Source organism: Ruegeria hyattellae (assembly GCF_041537925.1).
Taxonomy (GTDB): domain Bacteria; phylum Pseudomonadota; class Alphaproteobacteria; order Rhodobacterales; family Rhodobacteraceae; genus Ruegeria_C.
The window spans coordinates 291,196-307,057 of sequence record NZ_JBGOSH010000004.1 but is presented as its reverse complement, the minus strand read 5'-3'; the positions used below and the strand labels follow the sequence as shown (position 1 = coordinate 307,057).

14 protein-coding genes and 2 pseudogenes are annotated in these 15,862 nt (G+C 60.3%); 6 read left to right on the top strand and 10 right to left on the bottom strand.

The features are described 5' to 3' along the window. Positions 1–9 precede the first annotated feature (9 nt). The 4 genes and pseudogenes from AB1E33_RS12285 to AB1E33_RS12270 all read left to right on the top strand — a co-directional run. Complete coding sequence (locus AB1E33_RS12285) at positions 10–774, top strand: DUF3299 domain-containing protein (protein WP_372577567.1); 765 nt, start codon at positions 10–12, stop codon at positions 772–774. Beyond that, positions 771–1,952, top strand: coding sequence for a carbohydrate porin (locus tag AB1E33_RS12280; RefSeq protein WP_372577566.1), 1,182 nt, complete (start codon positions 771–773; stop codon positions 1,950–1,952). The genes AB1E33_RS12285 and AB1E33_RS12280 overlap by 4 nt, the downstream gene beginning before the upstream one ends. A gap of 97 nt (positions 1,953–2,049) precedes the next feature. Continuing rightward, a pseudogene (locus tag AB1E33_RS12275) lies at positions 2,050–2,596 on the top strand (IS5 family transposase); the annotation flags it as partial. Between the two features lie 6 nt (positions 2,597–2,602). Next, positions 2,603–2,869 (top strand): annotated as a pseudogene (locus AB1E33_RS12270) (IS30 family transposase); the annotation flags it as partial. A 106-nt stretch (positions 2,870–2,975) separates the two neighbouring features. Here the strand turns inward: AB1E33_RS12270 and AB1E33_RS12265 are convergent. The 3 genes from AB1E33_RS12265 to AB1E33_RS12255 form a co-directional block, all read right to left on the bottom strand. Then, positions 2,976–3,383 (bottom strand): DUF2147 domain-containing protein, encoded by a 408-nt coding sequence (locus tag AB1E33_RS12265; protein WP_372577565.1) that lies wholly within the window; start codon positions 3,381–3,383, stop codon positions 2,976–2,978. 136 nt (positions 3,384–3,519) lie between these two features. Then, a complete protein-coding gene (locus AB1E33_RS12260; RefSeq protein ID WP_372577564.1) occupies positions 3,520–5,346 on the bottom strand; it encodes an ABCB family ABC transporter ATP-binding protein/permease in 1,827 nt (608 codons plus the stop codon). Positions 5,347–5,370: 24 nt separating this feature from the next. After that, positions 5,371–6,885 carry a LysM peptidoglycan-binding domain-containing protein gene (locus tag AB1E33_RS12255; RefSeq protein WP_372577563.1) on the bottom strand — a complete coding sequence of 505 codons (1,515 nt, stop codon included), beginning with the start codon at positions 6,883–6,885 and terminating at the stop codon, positions 5,371–5,373. A gap of 129 nt (positions 6,886–7,014) precedes the next feature. On the opposite strand from AB1E33_RS12255, the gene AB1E33_RS12250 reads away from it, so the two are divergent. Further along, positions 7,015–7,566 (top strand): LOG family protein, encoded by a 552-nt coding sequence (locus tag AB1E33_RS12250; RefSeq protein WP_372577562.1) that lies wholly within the window; start codon positions 7,015–7,017, stop codon positions 7,564–7,566. A 40-nt stretch (positions 7,567–7,606) separates the two neighbouring features. Here AB1E33_RS12250 and AB1E33_RS12245 read toward each other — a convergent pair whose 3' ends face one another. After that, positions 7,607–7,954 carry a hypothetical protein gene (locus AB1E33_RS12245; RefSeq protein WP_372577561.1) on the bottom strand — a complete coding sequence of 116 codons (348 nt, stop codon included), beginning with the start codon at positions 7,952–7,954 and terminating at the stop codon, positions 7,607–7,609. Between the two features lie 181 nt (positions 7,955–8,135). Here AB1E33_RS12245 and AB1E33_RS12240 point away from each other — a divergent pair, with 181 nt between their 5' ends. Then, the gene (locus AB1E33_RS12240; RefSeq protein WP_372577560.1) at positions 8,136–9,341 is read left to right on the top strand and encodes an MFS transporter; all 1,206 of its coding nucleotides are present in this window, start codon (positions 8,136–8,138) and stop codon (positions 9,339–9,341) included. Positions 9,342–9,366: 25 nt separating this feature from the next. Here the strand turns inward: AB1E33_RS12240 and AB1E33_RS12235 are convergent, their stop codons facing one another. From AB1E33_RS12235 to AB1E33_RS12210, 6 genes are all read right to left on the bottom strand, one after another. Further along, the gene (locus AB1E33_RS12235; RefSeq protein ID WP_372577559.1) at positions 9,367–10,857 is read right to left on the bottom strand and encodes a mannitol dehydrogenase family protein; all 1,491 of its coding nucleotides are present in this window, start codon (positions 10,855–10,857) and stop codon (positions 9,367–9,369) included. Then, on the bottom strand, positions 10,857–11,624 hold the full coding sequence (locus tag AB1E33_RS12230; RefSeq protein WP_372577558.1) for an L-iditol 2-dehydrogenase: 768 nt from the start codon (positions 11,622–11,624) through the stop codon (positions 10,857–10,859). The genes AB1E33_RS12235 and AB1E33_RS12230 overlap by 1 nt, the downstream gene beginning before the upstream one ends. After that, positions 11,621–12,625 carry an ABC transporter ATP-binding protein gene (locus AB1E33_RS12225; RefSeq protein WP_372577557.1) on the bottom strand — a complete coding sequence of 335 codons (1,005 nt, stop codon included), beginning with the start codon at positions 12,623–12,625 and terminating at the stop codon, positions 11,621–11,623. The genes AB1E33_RS12230 and AB1E33_RS12225 overlap by 4 nt, the downstream gene beginning before the upstream one ends. Before the next feature lie 12 nt (positions 12,626–12,637). Next, positions 12,638–13,468, bottom strand: coding sequence for a carbohydrate ABC transporter permease (locus AB1E33_RS12220; RefSeq protein ID WP_372577556.1), 831 nt, complete (start codon positions 13,466–13,468; stop codon positions 12,638–12,640). A 10-nt stretch (positions 13,469–13,478) separates the two neighbouring features. Continuing rightward, positions 13,479–14,357 (bottom strand): carbohydrate ABC transporter permease, encoded by an 879-nt coding sequence (locus AB1E33_RS12215; RefSeq protein ID WP_372577555.1) that lies wholly within the window; start codon positions 14,355–14,357, stop codon positions 13,479–13,481. 127 nt (positions 14,358–14,484) lie between these two features. Next, positions 14,485–15,789 carry an ABC transporter substrate-binding protein gene (locus AB1E33_RS12210; RefSeq protein ID WP_372577554.1) on the bottom strand — a complete coding sequence of 435 codons (1,305 nt, stop codon included), beginning with the start codon at positions 15,787–15,789 and terminating at the stop codon, positions 14,485–14,487. Positions 15,790–15,862: the final 73 nt, after the last annotated feature.

The window sequence follows — 15,862 nt, the reverse complement described above, 5'->3', positions numbered from 1 at the left end:
AGCGTAGTCATGCCCCAATGCTTCCTTTTCGCAGTTATCGCAGCACTGGCTTTGCTCGGTCACTCTGCCTTTGCGGCGTCGGGCACTGCGCTTGACTGGTCTGATCTGCCGGACCCGTCCGCGCAGGTCTTTGAAGACCCATACCGTGATCTAGGTCCTGAACAGTTGGAAGATGTGCTCATTGTTGTGCGCTTGCGACTCAGGTTGCAGCAAGATGTGGGCAGCGCTGAAGAACGGCAAAAATGGCAAGAGCTCCTGACAGTGACCGAAGACGCCTTGGCGGCAGATAGCATTGATGTCGACTGGTTGCTGGACCAGCGTCAGGTTGTCACCGAACGTCGTAAAAGGGCAGGCACAGCCGGCAACCCGCAATTCGAGGGTCAAACCATTACGCTGGCGGGGTTTGCAATTCCGGCGCCGCCGGATGCTGATGGTCAGCAAGTAGCGTATTTGGTGCCCAAACGTGGGATGTGCAGTCACATGCCACCGCCGCCACCAAATCAAATGATCCGAGTGCGGCTGAACGGGGACTGGACGCCCAGCTATTTCCACGAACCAGTGCGAATAACCGGGACGCTGACTATCGATCCGTCGGATCAAAACATGATGGTGGTGGATGGAGCTATGCCCATGCGCGCAACTTTCCAACTGGATGCCGACAATGTCGAAACACTGGAAACGCAGGGCGAGCGGTTGGAGTGGACGCGAAGCTTCGCCGATCACATCCGCGCAGCAGATAATCGCAAGACCGGTGGGGTTAAGGTTTCAGAATGATTCGACCACTGATTGCCGCCCTTCTGTCACTTGCTTGGGCATGCAGTGCCGTGGCGCAAGGCTTGTCCGGGCCGTCTTCTGTTGAGTCTGAGCTTGAGCCGGGTGATGGCCTGTCAGACCCGCAGTACCGCTCGGATTTCCCGCAAAACGTCACCCCGCGTTGGTTCAGATGGAAAAACCAGCTGGCCGAAAATGGATTTCGTTTCAATGTTGATTACTTGGCCTTGGGCCAGGCTTCAAACGCTGATCTGGGCACCGGAGAGGCCGCCAGCGGCATCGCTCGTTTCTACGGTACTTGGCAAGCGGCTGAGCGTGGATCTCTGACCTTCAAAATCGAAAACCGCCATAGCTATACAGATGTCGCACCGCAGTTTCTTGGACTGGATGGCGGGGCACTATCGATTACTGGAACGGCCTTCAACGACACCGGTTTGTTGCTGACCAACCTGTTCTGGACGCAAAGGTCAGAGGACGGAGGATGGACGCTGCAAGTTGGTCAAATTGACGTGACCGATTTCGTCGACGTCTACGGGCTGGTCAGTCCCTATAGTGGATTTCAGAACCTTGCCTTCAACACCAACCCGACGATCAATGCTCCAAACCAGGGTTTGGGGATCGCGGGAGGACTCAAACTTGGCAGCAACCTATACGCCGTGGCCAGCGTGGCTGATGCCAATGCTGACCCTTCAGACCCGAGTTTCGACGTGTTCAGCGACGGCAACTTGTTTAAGTCGCTTGAGCTCGGGTACACATCCGGCTTTGACCGCATCTACTTTGACAACATCCATCTGACCATTTGGCACGCGGATGCCGCCGAGGATGGCAGTCGCCCCGAAGACTACGGAGCCGCTTTTTCAGCCGCTTGGTTCGTAGACAACCAATGGATGCCCTTCTTTCGAGCCGGTGCATCCAAAGGTACGGCAGCGCTCTATGAACGTTCGGTTTCAGCAGGTGTCGGTTACTATGGCCGCAACACTGATCTGGCCGGGCTGGGCCTGAACTGGGCCAACGCCCGCGGCATTGACGGCGACCAATTTACGCTGGAAGCATTCTATCGGTTTTCGGTATCCCCCGGCCTACAGATCACACCATCGGTGCAGTATATAGTAGATCCCCTGTTAGATCCCACGCAGTCCAGTGTCGCACTAATTGGTTTGCGAACACGTATCGTGTTTTAGGTTTTTTGGGTTCGAAAAAGAGATAGTCAATCGAGGGTCAGGACCCATTGAATTCAGCTGCTCGGCATGATTCACCGCTGGAAAACAGAGCGGGGACATGTCTGATCTATTCTGGTTGAGCGATGCGCAGATGGCGCGTTTGGAATCCTATTTTCCGAAGTCCCATGGCAAACCACGGGTCGATAACAGGCGCGCATTGAGCGGCATTATCTTCATCAATCGCAATGGGTTACGATGACGGGATGATCCAAACGAGTACGGTGCGCACAAGACTCTGTACAACCGCTGGAAGCGATGGAGTGACAAGGGTATTTTCGCGCAAATGATGGTTGGCTTGGCGGCGGAACATCGCGAAGAGAAGACTGTGATGATCCCCTCTCGGGACATCACTGCGTGATGCCCTGCCGGTCAGTGGACACCACCTATCTGCAAGCTCACCGCACAGCGACCAGTATGGGCGAAAAAGGGGGCGTGGACGCCTGATAGAGCGCAACAAAGGCGGCATGGGCACCAAACTGCATGCTGTCTGCGACAGCCAAGGGCGCCCGATAAGCCTGTTCGTCACCTCCGGACAAGTCAGCGATTACATCGGCGCGCGGGCATTGCTGAGCAGCTTGCCGGATGTCGACTGGCTGCTCGGGAACGGCAGCAAGGAACTGGCGGATCATCCACGATTGACGCTTGCAACCGATGTTGATGTCTTTTTCTGAGATCCACACTCACGATGGCAGCGCGGATCTGACGAGAGTACCAACCGGGCGCTGAGACAGTATCTGCCGCGAGGAACCGATCTATCTGTGCATTCCCAAGCAAAACTGAGCGCGACCGCCCGTCAACTCAACGAACGACCGCGCAAGACTTTACAATACCAAACACCGGCCGGGAAATTCGAAGAACGTGCTGCGGCGATCAGTTGAAACCAACCCGCATTGCCGACATCCACCAATAATTTGGTTATGGGTTGCACCCAAGCGGCCCTTTTTTATGGATTTTTCGCTGGCCTGTCTCTGCCACCCCGACCAATTACAGCCGGGTCCAGGTCTGATGGCCGCAGATGTGGTGACTGCATCCCTTGACCTTTAGCTGATCGCCGTCCAGCGCCATGGTGGGAACCGCCTCGACATTGACCAGCGGCACCCAGAACTCACCACCGCCATATTTGCCGCCGCCCTCGCTGGCGACGTCCCAGAACAATCTCTTGCCGATGTTCTTGGTCTGAACTTCCTTGCCGGATTTGTCATAGGCGCTGAGGATCTTGCCGCAGAATTTACCGCCGCAGGCCGTGATCTGGATATGTGAGATCAGGTCCTTACGGTCCGGCTCGGTCTTCCATGTGCCGATGATGGGATCACCGGCGAGGGCTCCGGTGGCACAGGACATCGCGGCGCCAAACACCGCTGCGCTCAGAATTTTCCGCAGAACAGGTAACATGATCGAACCTCGTCAAATTGTCGAAACGAAACTTTGCCCAGTTTAACATGCAAACGGTGCCACTCAAAACTGTCCCCGCCCTGTCGCCAACAGAGCATGGCCGCAATGCGTCCGGAACTCAGGCACACAGCCGATGTCAGGCGGCCTCGTCGCTGTCCCTTTGCTGGCGCGACCAAAGCTGTGCGTATCGCCCGTCGCGACCGAGCAGTTCATCATGGGTGCCCTGCTCGGCGATCTTCCCTGCATCCAGAACCACTATCCGGTCGGCCTCGGCAATGGTGCTGAGGCGATGCGCGATAGTGATTACTGTACGCCCCTCACCGGCGCGGGCCAGCGCATCCTTGATCTCCTGCTCGGTTTCGGTGTCGAGCGCGCTTGTCGCTTCATCCAGCAGCAGAATGGGAGGATTTTTCAGCAGCGTCCGGGCAATGCCCACGCGTTGTTTCTCGCCGCCTGACAGTTTCAGCCCGCGTTCGCCGACCTTGGTCTCATACCCTTCGGGCAGTTGCGCGATGAAGTCATGGATTTGCGCCGCGCGCGCGGCGTCCTCGACCTCGTCCTGGGTGGCATCAGCGCGTCCATAAGCGATGTTGTAGCGGATCGTATCGTTGAAGAGCACGGTATCCTGCGGCACCACGCCAATATTCTCGTGCAGGCTTTGCTGTGTCACGTCGCGCACATCCTGCCCGTCGATCTTCAGCGCACCGCCGGTCACGTCATAGAACCGGAACAGGAGCCGCCCGATGGTCGATTTGCCCGACCCGGTGGCGCCGACAATGGCAACGGTCTGCCCGGCGCGCACTGCAAGCGAGACGCCTTTGAGGATCTCGCGGTCGGCATCGTAGCCGAAATGCACATCCTCCAGCGTGATCTCTCCGCCATTCACTGCGAGCGCGGGTGCACCGGGCTTGTCGCTGACCTCGGCAGGTTGTTCCAGCAGGTCGAACATCTCGCCCATATCGACCAACGATTGGCGGATCTCACGGTAGACCGTGCCGAGGAAATTGAGCGGCACGGTGATCTGGATCATGTAGGCGTTGACCATGACGAAATCGCCCACGGTCAATTGCCCGCTCTGCACCCCAAGCGCTGCCATAACCATCACACCCACCAGCCCGCAGGTGATCAGGAAGGATTGGCCGAAATTGAGGAAGGCCAGTGAATAGGCTGTCTTAAGTGCCGCTTGCGCATAGGCCCCCATCGACTGGTCATAGCGCAGCGCTTCGCGTTCCTCGGCGCTGAAATACTTGACGGTTTCGAAATTCAGCAGGCTGTCGATGGCCCGCTGATTGGCCTCGGTGTCCTGCTCGTTCATTTCCCGGCGCAGCTTCACCCGCCATTCGGTGACCGCAAAGGTGAACCAGATGTAAAGCCCGATGGTGACGGCAACGACGACCAAGTACCACACGTCAAAGAGCACCATCAGTACGATGGCGACCAGCAGCAGTTCCAGAATCAACGGGCCGATGGAAAACAGAAGAAAGCGCAGCAGAAAGTCCACGCCCTTGACCCCACGTTCGATGATCCGGCTGAGCCCGCCGGTCTTGCGGGTGATGTGATAGCGCATCGACAGACGGTGGATGTGCTGGAACGTCTCCAGTGCCAGCGCCCGCAGCGCGCGCTGGCCCACCGGCGCAAAGAGCGCATCGCGCAATTGCTGAAACCCAACGGTCATCATCCGCGCCACGCCATAGGCTATGGTCAGTCCAACCGCGCCCAGCAGCAGTTGCGATTGTGTATCACCCGCCAGCGTGTCCACCGCGTTGCGATAAAGGATCGGCGTGTAAACCGCGATCAGCTTGGCAACAACCAGCGCCGCCATGGCCCAGACCACCCTGCGTTTGACCCAAGACTCGTCTTCGGGCCAGAGATAGGGCGTTACCTTGCGGATCGTGCGCCAGCCCGAGCGGCGTTCAGAATCCGAGAGGTCCCGTTTGGTTTGGGTCGCGCTTGCTGGCTTCATGGCTGGCTCTGCTGGGACCAGAGATCACTCCGGCAGGTTGAAGATTTGCCCCGGATAGATCAGATCCGGGTTCCGGATGCTGTCCCGGTTCGCGTCGAACACTTTCACATAGAACACCCCGTCGCCATAGCGATCGCGCGATATCGCCCACAGCGTGTCGCCCTGCTGCACAGTGATTGCGCGTATGGTTGCGGTCTGGGTGGCGACGTCAGCGTCCGAGGCGACCAGAAGTTCAGGCGCTTCCCGGCGGAACGGAGTTTCCACCCGGTCGATCACCTTGCCGTCGGCGTCCAGCGCATCGAGGCGCAGCGTGTAGGTGCCGGGATCGATCCCGGCGATCTCGCCGCGCCAGCGGCCATCCTCACCAACGCTCAGGTCACGCAGCGCGCGATTGTTCAGATAGGCGCGCACCGTTGTGCCGGGCGCGGCGCGGCCGGTCAGTTCGACCTGACCCTGATCGGTATAACCGATCGTGTCCAGCTGCAGGCCCGGTGCCGCGGCGCCTTGTTCCTGCGGAGACTGCACCAGTTCGACACCTTCTTCGCTCGAGCGCAGGATGGCAGGCGCGTCCGCTGGCTTGTCCGCAGGAGCGTCGGGCGACGCCTCGGCCGAAACAATCTCGTTGCTGATGGTCTCCGCCTCGGGGTCGGGTTCCTGTGGTGTTGTCCGAGCCTCGCTCGCGGGTGCGGCATCGGCACTCTCGATGGCATCTGACTGCGCATCTGCGGTCTCTGTGGTCTGGGCGGGCGGCGTGGCGGTTTCGCCTTCGGCGTCTGATACAGGGGGCAGGTCGGCGTCGGCCACCTGCTCGGGCTCCGCCTCCGGTGACGCTGCGATCAGGAAATCGTCCGACAGGATACTTTGATCGCCCTGTTCTGTCCGCAAGGTCAGGGTCCGGGGCGCGTTACCCGGGGCAATCGGGAAGAAGGCCGCAAACTGTCCGCTCTGGTCGACCTCGAACGCATGTACCTCGTCCCCGTCCACCAGTACCCGCACCTTGCTGCCGGGTGTCCCACGTCCGGCCAGAATGGTCGCCCCATCCGGGGCGACCCGGATCAGATCAAGCTCGGGGGCTGCCAGATCGGCCGGGTCCTCGGATTCGACAGGGCTGGCCGAGGCGGGGTTCTGCGGTTCTGCGACAGGTTGTTCATCGGTCTGCGGATCGGTGCTTGCCTGAGCTTGTTCGTCGCTCTCGCCCTTTGCCTCGCTTTCATCGGGCAGCGGATCGTCAGTGACGGCGGGCTGTTCTGGTTCGGGCGTCTCGATATCGGGCGTCTCGGCCGCCTCAGAGCTTTCAGCGGTTTCAGCCGCGGTTGGTTGCGATGTCGCGGCCTCCGTCGGCGCCGATTCAGGCGCCTCTTCCGGCGCGGTTTCGGGCGCCACCACATCTGCAGATTCCGAGGCAGTCTCGGGAACCGGCGTGGTCGGGTCGGGCTGCGACAGAAAATAGATCACCGCAGCCCCTGCGACGGCAACGCACCCCCCGATGACGATCCACGTCGTTTTGCCTAATCCCGCGCCACCAGCGTTCTCGGCCATGTCGGTCCTTCCGTCGTTGCCACCCGGCTCCTGTCGCTGCAGACAGGAATTACGCGCCTGATATTGAGCCCGCCTTCGCGGCCCGTTATCAGGCAGTATCCTCTCATTCTGCCAGCGAAAGGCCCGACCATGAACAATAAATCCGTCTGTGTGTATTGCGGATCACGGTCCGGAGCAATGCCTGCCTATACGCAAGCTGCCCGCAGCTTCGGCACAATGCTTGCGCATGAGGGCTGGCGGCTGGTCTATGGCGCCGGTGATGTGGGCCTGATGGGAGAGGTCGCGCGTGCCGCGCAGACTGCGGGTGGCGACACGTTCGGCGTCATCCCCGAGCATTTGGTGCGGCGCGAGGTCGGCAAGTCTGACCTGACCACCTATGTGGTCACCGAAACCATGCATGAGCGCAAGAAGGTGATGATCATGAACGCCGAAGCGGTTGTGGTGCTTCCAGGTGGACCAGGATCACTGGACGAGCTGTTCGAGGCGCTGACATGGCGGCAACTGGGGCTGCATGACAAGCCAATCCTGGTGATGAATGTCGAGGGTTACTGGGACATGCTGCGCGTGCTGGTCGAGCGCACGATCGATCAGGGGTTTGCCGACCCGTCACTCGGCGCGTTTATGACCTGGGTGTCGTCGCCGGAAGAGGCGATAGCTGCATTGCGGCAGACCTTTGGCTGAGTGAGATTTCTGCAACCCGATCCGGAGTGAAACATGCGTGTCAATGTCTGCGCTTGCGACCGCGTGGATTGGCAGAGACGACCGTCGGCTCATCCAGCAGGTCCGGAGACGTATCATAAAGCGTTGGCAAGGCATTCAATTCGTCGGGCAACGGACCGTCTTCAATATCCATGTAGCAGATCAAAACATGGCGGTCCGCATCCCAATGACAGTCAATGCCCGGCCCATCGAAGTCCTTTGCCATCAACGGGACACGCAGGTAATTGCATCCGCGCGGATAGTTGGGATCGCCGATCAATTGCGCCTGCCGCACCGCCGTTTCGCGTACAAGGCCTTCGTGATCATGCGAGGGTGGCCCTTCCCATTCGATTTGATAATCCGTCTGCATATCAGCGACATAGTGAGCCCGATCCGCAGCGAAAATACCGGATCGCGCCATTGTGTCCGTGATTTGAGCCAAGGGTCCTGCCACGCAGAGCCGCCGCCGTTTGACATATGCACCGGGCCGGATAAGGCTGCGCCATGATCGAACTTTTTCCAATGGATTTCGCCCAACCTGGTGCCCTGAGATGCTGAGCGTTCTGCGCCACAGGACCTACCGAAATCTCTTTGCCGCGCAGGTGGTTGCGTTGCTGGGCACTGGTCTTGCCACCGTTGCGCTGAGCCTTCTGGCCTTCGATCTGGCCGGGGCGCAGGCGGGCATTGTGCTGGGCACGGCACTGACCATCAAGATGCTGGCCTATGTGGGGCTGGCACCGGTTGCGGCCGCCTTTGCCGAGCAGCTGGATCGCCGCAGAATGCTGATTGCCCTGGATCTGGTGCGGGCGGCGGCGGCGCTGTGTTTGCCTTTTGTCGATGCGATTTGGCAGATTTATGTGCTGATCTTCGTGCTTCAGGCCGCCTCGGCGGGGTTTACGCCTGCATTTCAGGCCACAATCCCGGACGTATTGCCCGATGAGCGCGACTATACCAACGCGCTGTCGCTTTCGCGGCTGGCCTATGATCTGGAAAACCTCGCAAGCCCGGTTCTGGCCGCCGCTTTGCTGGTGCTGGTCAGATTCGACACGTTGTTCTGGGGCACCGCGATCGGCTTCATTGCCTCGGCACTGCTGATCGGGGCACTGGTCCTGCCCTCGCCGAAACCGACCATCCGGCGGGGCATCTGGGACCGCACCACGCGCGGCATCCGCCTCTACCTGAGCCTGCCGCGCCTGCGCGGGCTGCTGGCGCTGAGCCTTTCGGCGGCGATGGTGAGCGGCATGGTTCTGGTCAACACCGTGGTCCTGATCCGAAGCACGTTGGGTCTGGGCGAGACGATGGTGGCGCTGGCGCTGGGCAGTTTCGGCGCAGGGTCAATGGCGGCGGCCCTAGCGCTGCCGCACGTATTGGAGCAACGCCCCGACCGAAAGGTCATGATGGCCAGCACGCTACTTGCGGTCGCAACCTGCTTCGGGTTGGGGTTCATCGCGGCATGGACCGGGCTGACGGCGGGTAGTCTGCTTGCCGGGTGGTTCGTGATCGGGATTGGCTATTCGGGGGTGATGACACCGGTGGGCCGCCTGTTGCGCCGCTCTGCCCCACCCGAGGACCGCCCGGCGCTGTTTGCCGCCCAGTTCACCCTGTCGCATGCCTGCTGGTTGCTGGCATATCCGCTGACCGGCTGGTTGCTGGCCCGATTTGGCCCTGCCCCGAGTTTTTTTGCGCTTGGCGCCATTTGCGGGCTCAGCCTGCTTGCCGCAAGGCGGCTCTGGAGTTCGCACACTGTGAAACAATAGCGCTCATGGTCATGCCTCAACCAGTCTATTGGGACCGGGTATAGGTTTCGAGAGCCGCTGACACACCCTCCCGCCAAATGAGAGTGAGCCAATGCTCAAAGGTCCGCACGACCCGCGCATCCGTTGCAAGCGAGCCATAAAGCCCGGTCTCTTCCAGCCAGACCTGCGGCCTGTCCTTCGCGCGTTTGGCAATGGGCACCAGACGGTCCCATGCGGGGTCGTTCGGTTCGATCCGCGTTCCATCCTCGCATGTTCCCGCGCACATGCGCGCCCAGAGCGCCTCGACCAGTACCAGCCCGTCGATGGAACCGCCTGCGGTAAGCGCATCGCGCAGGATCGGCAAAACAAAACCGGGATGCCGGGAAGAGCCGTCAAATGCCACTCGTCTTGTGGTGTCGCGGATAGCATCATTGGCAAAGCGTTGTTCGATCAGGTCGATATAGACCTCCGGCGTCATGCCGGGAACCGGGGCGACATAAGGCGCAATCCCGGTGCGTTGCACCTTGCGGAACAGCCCCTTGATAAGCGGATGGGACAGGCAGCTCGCGATGGTCTCGACGCCCAGCAGTACGCCCGCATTTGCGACCACCTGATGCCCGGCATTCAGAACCCGGATTTTCATCATCTCATAGGCGTGGACATTCTCTGAAAAGGTGGCACCTGCCTTGTCCCAGTCGGGGCGGCCCATGGCAAAGGCATCCTCTATCACCCATTGGCGGAAGTTTTCATGGGTGACCGGCGCGGCATCCCTCACGCCCATCTCGCGCGCAAGCGCCAGTTCGCCGGAGCCGGTGGCGGGCACGATGCAGTCGACCATCGAGTTCGGAAAGGCCCCCTCGGACTCGATCCAGAGGGCCAGATCGGGGTCGTTCATCCGGGCAAGTCCCACGATCAGACCCCGCAATATCCGGCCGTTGCCCTGCAAGTTGTCGCAGCTCAGCGCGGTGAAGGGCGGCACGCTTGCGGCGCGGCGCAAGCGCAGCGCTGCAACGATCGCGCCAAAGGCCGTTTTCGGGGCGTCCGGGTTGGTCGCATCATGTTGAATGTCTGGATGGCTGGCGTCGAACCCGCCGGTTGCACCGTCGATGTAATACCCGCCTTCGGTCACCGTCAGCGAGACGATCCGGATCGCCGGATCGGCCATGGCCCGGATCAGGGGCTGGTTCCCCTCTTCAATCGGCAGGTAGTCGACCATCGGACCGATGATTTCCGCCGCGCGGCTTTCGGGCGCCAATTCAAGGAGCGTCGTCAAGCAGTCCTGCGCGATCAGCTTCTCGCGCATCGCCGCATCGTAAGGCCGCACGCCCGCGCCGATGATCGCCCAATCCAGCGCCTCACCCAGTTGCATCAACCGGTGCAGAAACCACGCCTGATGGGCGCGGTGGAAATTGCCAAGCCCGATATGGACGATGCCGGGGCTGAGGTCGCGCCGGTCATAGTGCGGCCTGTCGATATGGTCCGGCATGGCGGCAAGTGTCGCCAGTTTCAGCCCGGGCACGGGAGATGTATCTTTCATCAGCTCATCCATTGCCCGCCATCCACGTTAAAACACTGGCTGACGATATAGTCGGCCTCGGAACTGGCCAGAAATACCGCCATGCCCGTCAGATCTTCTGCCACGCCCATCCGGCCATAGGGCACGGCCTGAGCCACCTCGCGCTTCTTCTGCCCCGGCGCCTTGCCTTCATAGCGGGCAAAAAACGCGTCCACACCGTCCCAATGCTCACCATCGACCACGCCGGGCGCGATGGCGTTCACATTGATCTCATGTTCGATAAGGTTGAGTCCCGCCGATTGCGTCAGGCTGATCACCGCTGCCTTGGTGGCACAGTAGACGGCCACCAAAGGTTCACCCCGGCGCCCCGCCTGCGAGGCCATGTTGATGATCTTGCCGCCCTGCCCGCGCGCAATCATGTGTCGGGCGACGGCCTGCAGCGTAAAGAGTGTGCCCGCGACATTGATATCAAAGGTGCGAGCGAATTCTGTGCGTGTGATTTCTGTGATCGGTGCGGCGGTGAACACGGCGGCATTGTTGATCAGGATGTCGATCTGGCCAAACTGGGCGACGGCCTCTGCCACGCCTGCCTCGATGCTGGCCTGATCTGTTACATCCATTTGGATTGCAACCGCGCCGATCTCACCGGCGGTTTCGCGGGCGCGGGCGATGTCGATATCGGCAATCGCCACCTTGGCACCCTCGGCGCGATAGGCCTCGGCGAAGGCGCGCCCGATGCCTCGGGCCGCGCCGGTGATCAATGCCGTTTTGCCGTCCAGCCGTTTCATTCGATCCTGAGCCCGTGCTGGTCAAACCGATGCAGGTGTTCGGTCTGGGGCGTCAGGTAGACTTCGGTTCCATATTTCAGCTTGCGTTCACCACCAGCCCGAACTGTCAGCGGCTCCGGGCTCAGCCCGCTCTGGATGTGAAAGAACGTGTCGGAGCCCAGATGTTCGGACACGCCCACGGTGCCCTGCCAGGTACCCTCGGTTTCCGAGATGTCGATGTGCTCGGGCCGGATGCCGATGGTCGCCGCATCGTGCTTGGCCGCCTCCGGGCCCTCGATCAGATTCATTTTGGGCGAGCCGATGAAACCGGCGACAAAGGTGTTGCCGGGCCGTTGGTAAAGCTCAAGCGGGCTGCCCACCTGTTCGACGATACCGGCGCGCAGCACTACGATCTTGTCGGCCATGGTCATCGCCTCGACCTGATCGTGGGTCACGTAGATCATCGTGGTCTTGAGACGTTCATGCATCTCGCTGATTTCCAGCCGCATACCGACGCGCAGCGCGGCGTCCAGGTTGGACAGCGGCTCGTCAAAGAGGAAGGCCGCCGGTTCACGCACGATGGCTCGCCCGATGGCGACCCGCTGGCGCTGCCCGCCCGACAGTTGGCCGGGACGCCGGTCAAGATAGTCGGTCAGGTTCAACGCCTTGGCCGCAGCGTCGATCCGCCGGTTCTGCTCGGCCTGGTCGATCCCGGCCATGCGCATCGGAAAGGCGATGTTCTTGCGGACCGACATATGCGGGTAGAGCGCGTAGGATTGGAACACCATGGCCAGGCCGCGCTTGGCCGGAGGCACATCGGTGGCGTCTGTGCCGTCGATGGCGATGTGCCCGGATGTGATGTCCTCCAGTCCTGCGATCAACCGCAGGAGGGTCGATTTACCGCAGCCAGACGGGCCGACAAAGACCGTGAACTCTCCGTCTTCGATGGTCAGATCCAGTGGCGGAATGACCTGGACGTCGCCGAAGCTCTTGGTCACTTGGTTCAGTTGAATTTGTCCCATTGGTCTGTTTCCTTATTTGACGGCGCCGAAGGTCAGGCCGCTGACAAGTTGTTTCTGGCTGAACCAGCCAAGGATGAGAATTGGTGCAATCGCCATGGTCGAGGCCGCGCTGAGCTTGGCGTAGAACAGGCCTTCGGGGCTGGAATAGCTGGCAATGAAGGCCGTAAGCGGGGCCGCCTTTGCCGCGGTCAGGTTCAGCGTCCAGAAGGCTTCGTTCCAGGCCAGGATAACGTTGAGCAACAAGGTCGAGGCGATGCCGGGGATGGCCATGGGGGTCAGCACATAGAGCACTTCGTCCTTCAGGCTGGCCCCGTCCATCCGTGCTGCCTCGAGGATTTCACCGGGGATTTCCTTGAAGTAGGTGTAAAGCATCCAGACAATGATCGGCAGGTTGATCAGCATCAGCACGATGGTCAGACCGAACTTGGTATCCAGAAGCCCCAGTTTGATGAACAGCAGGTAGATCGGATAGAGCACACCAACCGCTGGGAGCATCTTGGTCGACAGCATCCAGAGCAGGATGTCCTTGGTGCGTTTTGAGGGCACGAAGGCCATCGACCAGGCGGCAGGCACCGCGATGATGATCCCGAGGATGGTCGAGCCGCCTGCGATGACGATCGAATTCCACAGGAACCGCATGTAATTCGACCGCTCCATGACCACGCCGTAGTTTTCCAGCGTCCAGTCAAAGGCCAGGAATACTGGCGGGTCGGAAATGGCCTGCGCTTCGGTCTTGAAGCTGGTGAGGATGGTCCAGAGGATCGGGAAGAAGATCAGCAATCCGACGGCCCAGGCGGCGGTGGTGTTGATGATCTTGCGGTTTTGCGTAACAGAGCGTGCCATTGGGTCCTCCTCACGCGTCCAGGTTCTTGCCGACGATGCGCATCAGGAAGATGGCAACGATATTGGCGAGAATGATTGCGTAGACACCGCCAGCCGATCCGAGCCCGACATTCTGGCTTTCCAGCACGCGCTGGAAGATCAGGTAAGACAGCGTCTTGGTTCCGAAGGCGCCACCGGTGGTGACAAAGATCTCTGCAAAGATCGCCAGCAGAAAGATGGTCTGGATCAGGATCACGATTGTGATCGCCCGGCTCAGATGCGGCAGGACGATGAACCAGAAACGCTTGATCGAGGGCGCGCCGTCCATTTCCGCCGCTTCAAGCTGCTCGCCGTCCAGCGACTGGATCGCGGTCAGCAGGATCAGCGTTGCAAAAGGCAGCCATTGCCAGGACACGATCATGATCAGCGAGGGCAAAGAGGCCTGGCTGAGCCATGCAATCGGTTCGGCACCGAAAAACTTCCAAAGATACGCCAGCAGTCCGTTGGTCGGGTCCATGAACATGTTCTTCCAGACCAGCGCAGAGACTGTCGGCATGACAAAGAACGGGGCAATGACCAGAATTCGGACCACGCCCTGCCCCCACATCGGCTGATTGAGCAGGAGCGCCAGCAGGACGCCCAGAACCACCGTGATGACCAGAACGCCGCCAACGATGACCAGCGTGGCCTGAACGCTGGGCCAGAACGCGCTGGAGCCGACGAACCGCGTGTAGTTTGCGAAGCCGACCCATTCGAGGCCGTTGGCCATCGAGTCGCCGCGCAGTGGAAGGTATTTCTTGAACGAGAAGAACAATGTCATTGAAAGCGGGATCAACATCCAGCCGAGAAGCAGGACAACCGCAGGGGCCATCATTAGGCGGGCGGCTGATCTGGAATGCTGCGTAGCCATGGAAACACCTCCTCTGTTGACGGTCAGGGGACCGCCTCGGGCGAATCTTACAGTGAATTTGAAGGGATGGGGGAGCAGAGGGCGGGCGTGGCGCCCTCTGCGTGTTTATTTGGGTCGACCGGTCGCCTTAGCGGTACCCTGCCGCTTCCATGGCGTCGTTGGTCAGTGCCTGAGCCTTGGCCAGCGCTTCGTCCACGGTCTGCTGACCAGCATAGACAGCCGAGAATTCCTGGCTGACCTCGGTTGCGATCCCAGCAAACTCGGGGATAGCCACGAACTGGACACCGACATAGGGCACCGGCTTGACCGTTGGATTCTGCGGGTCAGCCGCATTGATCGAGTCGAGCGTCATCTTGGCAAACGGCACGGCCTGATAGTCCGGGTTTGCATAAAGCGACGTCCGGGCACCCGGAGGCACATTGGCCCAACCTTCGTTTGCAGCGACCAGTTCGATATAGTCTTTCGATGTCGCCCATTCTAGAAACGCTTGCGCCGCATCCACTTTCTGCGACCCAGCCGGGATGGCCAGCGCCCAAGCCCAGAGCCAGTTGGCGTTTTTGCCCAGACCGGTATTCGGCGCCAAAGCGAAGCCAACCTTGTCGGCCACGGTAGAATCGTCAGGATTGGTCACGAAGGATGCTGCAACGGTCGCGTCGATCCACATGCCGCATTTGCCCTGCTGGAACAGCGACAGATTTTCGTTGAACCCGTTGGTCGCATAGCCCGGAGGTCCGGATTCCGACATCATTCCAACAAAGAAGTTCAGCGCGTCAGCCCATTCTGGCTGATCGAACTGCGCATTCCAGTCCTCGTCGAACCAGCGGGCGCCAAACGAGTTTCCGGTGACGGTGATAAAGGCACCGCCCTCACCCCAGCCAGCCTTGCCACGCAGGCAGATGCCGTTGATCTCGGCGTCGCGATCGGTCATTGCCGCAGCCGCTTCGCGAATGAACTCCCAGGTCGGGGCCTCGGGCATTTCCAGCCCGGCCTTTTCCATCAGGTCCTTGCGGTACATCACCATAGAGCTTTCGCCATAAAACGGCGCGGCATAGAGCGTGCCGTCATGGCTCAACCCGGCGCGCATCGCGGGCAGGATGTCATCGACGTCGTATTCCTCGGACAGCCCGTCAAGCGGAACCAGCCAGCCATTGGCGCCCCAAATCGGCGTTTCGTACATGCCGATAGTCATGATATCGAAGGCGCCGCCCTTGGTGCTGATATCGGTCGTGACCCGCTGACGCAGCACGTTCTCTTCCAACGTTACCCATTCAACTTCATGGCCGGTCTTGGCCGTGAAATCATCCGTGTAACCCTGCATGCGGATCATGTCGCCGTTGTTGACGGTCGCAATGGTTATGGTGTCGGCAATAGCTCCCGAGCCCATGACAAGCGCCATGGCAGTTGCCGCACCCAATGATGCCTTGAGATACATCCTGTTCCTCCCTGTGTTGGATGTTGGGTATGACCCTACGTCCTGTTCAGCAGGCGAGTCAACAAAAACTTTA

Excerpts from the sequence above, each read along its gene's own strand:
- AB1E33_RS12285 (WP_372577567.1), top strand. The coding sequence starts at position 10 with ATGCCCCAATGCTTCCTTTTCGCAGTTATCGCAGCACTGGCTTTGCTC.
- AB1E33_RS12280 (WP_372577566.1), top strand. The coding sequence starts at position 771 with ATGATTCGACCACTGATTGCCGCCCTTCTGTCACTTGCTTGGGCATGC.
- AB1E33_RS12265 (WP_372577565.1), bottom strand. The coding sequence starts at position 3,383 with ATGTTACCTGTTCTGCGGAAAATTCTGAGCGCAGCGGTGTTTGGCGCC.
- AB1E33_RS12260 (WP_372577564.1), bottom strand. The coding sequence starts at position 5,346 with ATGAAGCCAGCAAGCGCGACCCAAACCAAACGGGACCTCTCGGATTCT.
- AB1E33_RS12255 (WP_372577563.1), bottom strand. The coding sequence starts at position 6,885 with ATGGCCGAGAACGCTGGTGGCGCGGGATTAGGCAAAACGACGTGGATC.
- AB1E33_RS12250 (WP_372577562.1), top strand. The coding sequence starts at position 7,015 with ATGAACAATAAATCCGTCTGTGTGTATTGCGGATCACGGTCCGGAGCA.
- AB1E33_RS12245 (WP_372577561.1), bottom strand. The coding sequence starts at position 7,954 with ATGCAGACGGATTATCAAATCGAATGGGAAGGGCCACCCTCGCATGAT.
- AB1E33_RS12240 (WP_372577560.1), top strand. The coding sequence starts at position 8,136 with ATGCTGAGCGTTCTGCGCCACAGGACCTACCGAAATCTCTTTGCCGCG.
- AB1E33_RS12235 (WP_372577559.1), bottom strand. The coding sequence starts at position 10,857 with ATGAAAGATACATCTCCCGTGCCCGGGCTGAAACTGGCGACACTTGCC.
- AB1E33_RS12230 (WP_372577558.1), bottom strand. The coding sequence starts at position 11,624 with ATGAAACGGCTGGACGGCAAAACGGCATTGATCACCGGCGCGGCCCGA.
- AB1E33_RS12225 (WP_372577557.1), bottom strand. The coding sequence starts at position 12,625 with ATGGGACAAATTCAACTGAACCAAGTGACCAAGAGCTTCGGCGACGTC.
- AB1E33_RS12220 (WP_372577556.1), bottom strand. The coding sequence starts at position 13,468 with ATGGCACGCTCTGTTACGCAAAACCGCAAGATCATCAACACCACCGCC.
- AB1E33_RS12215 (WP_372577555.1), bottom strand. The coding sequence starts at position 14,357 with ATGGCTACGCAGCATTCCAGATCAGCCGCCCGCCTAATGATGGCCCCT.
- AB1E33_RS12210 (WP_372577554.1), bottom strand. The coding sequence starts at position 15,789 with ATGTATCTCAAGGCATCATTGGGTGCGGCAACTGCCATGGCGCTTGTC.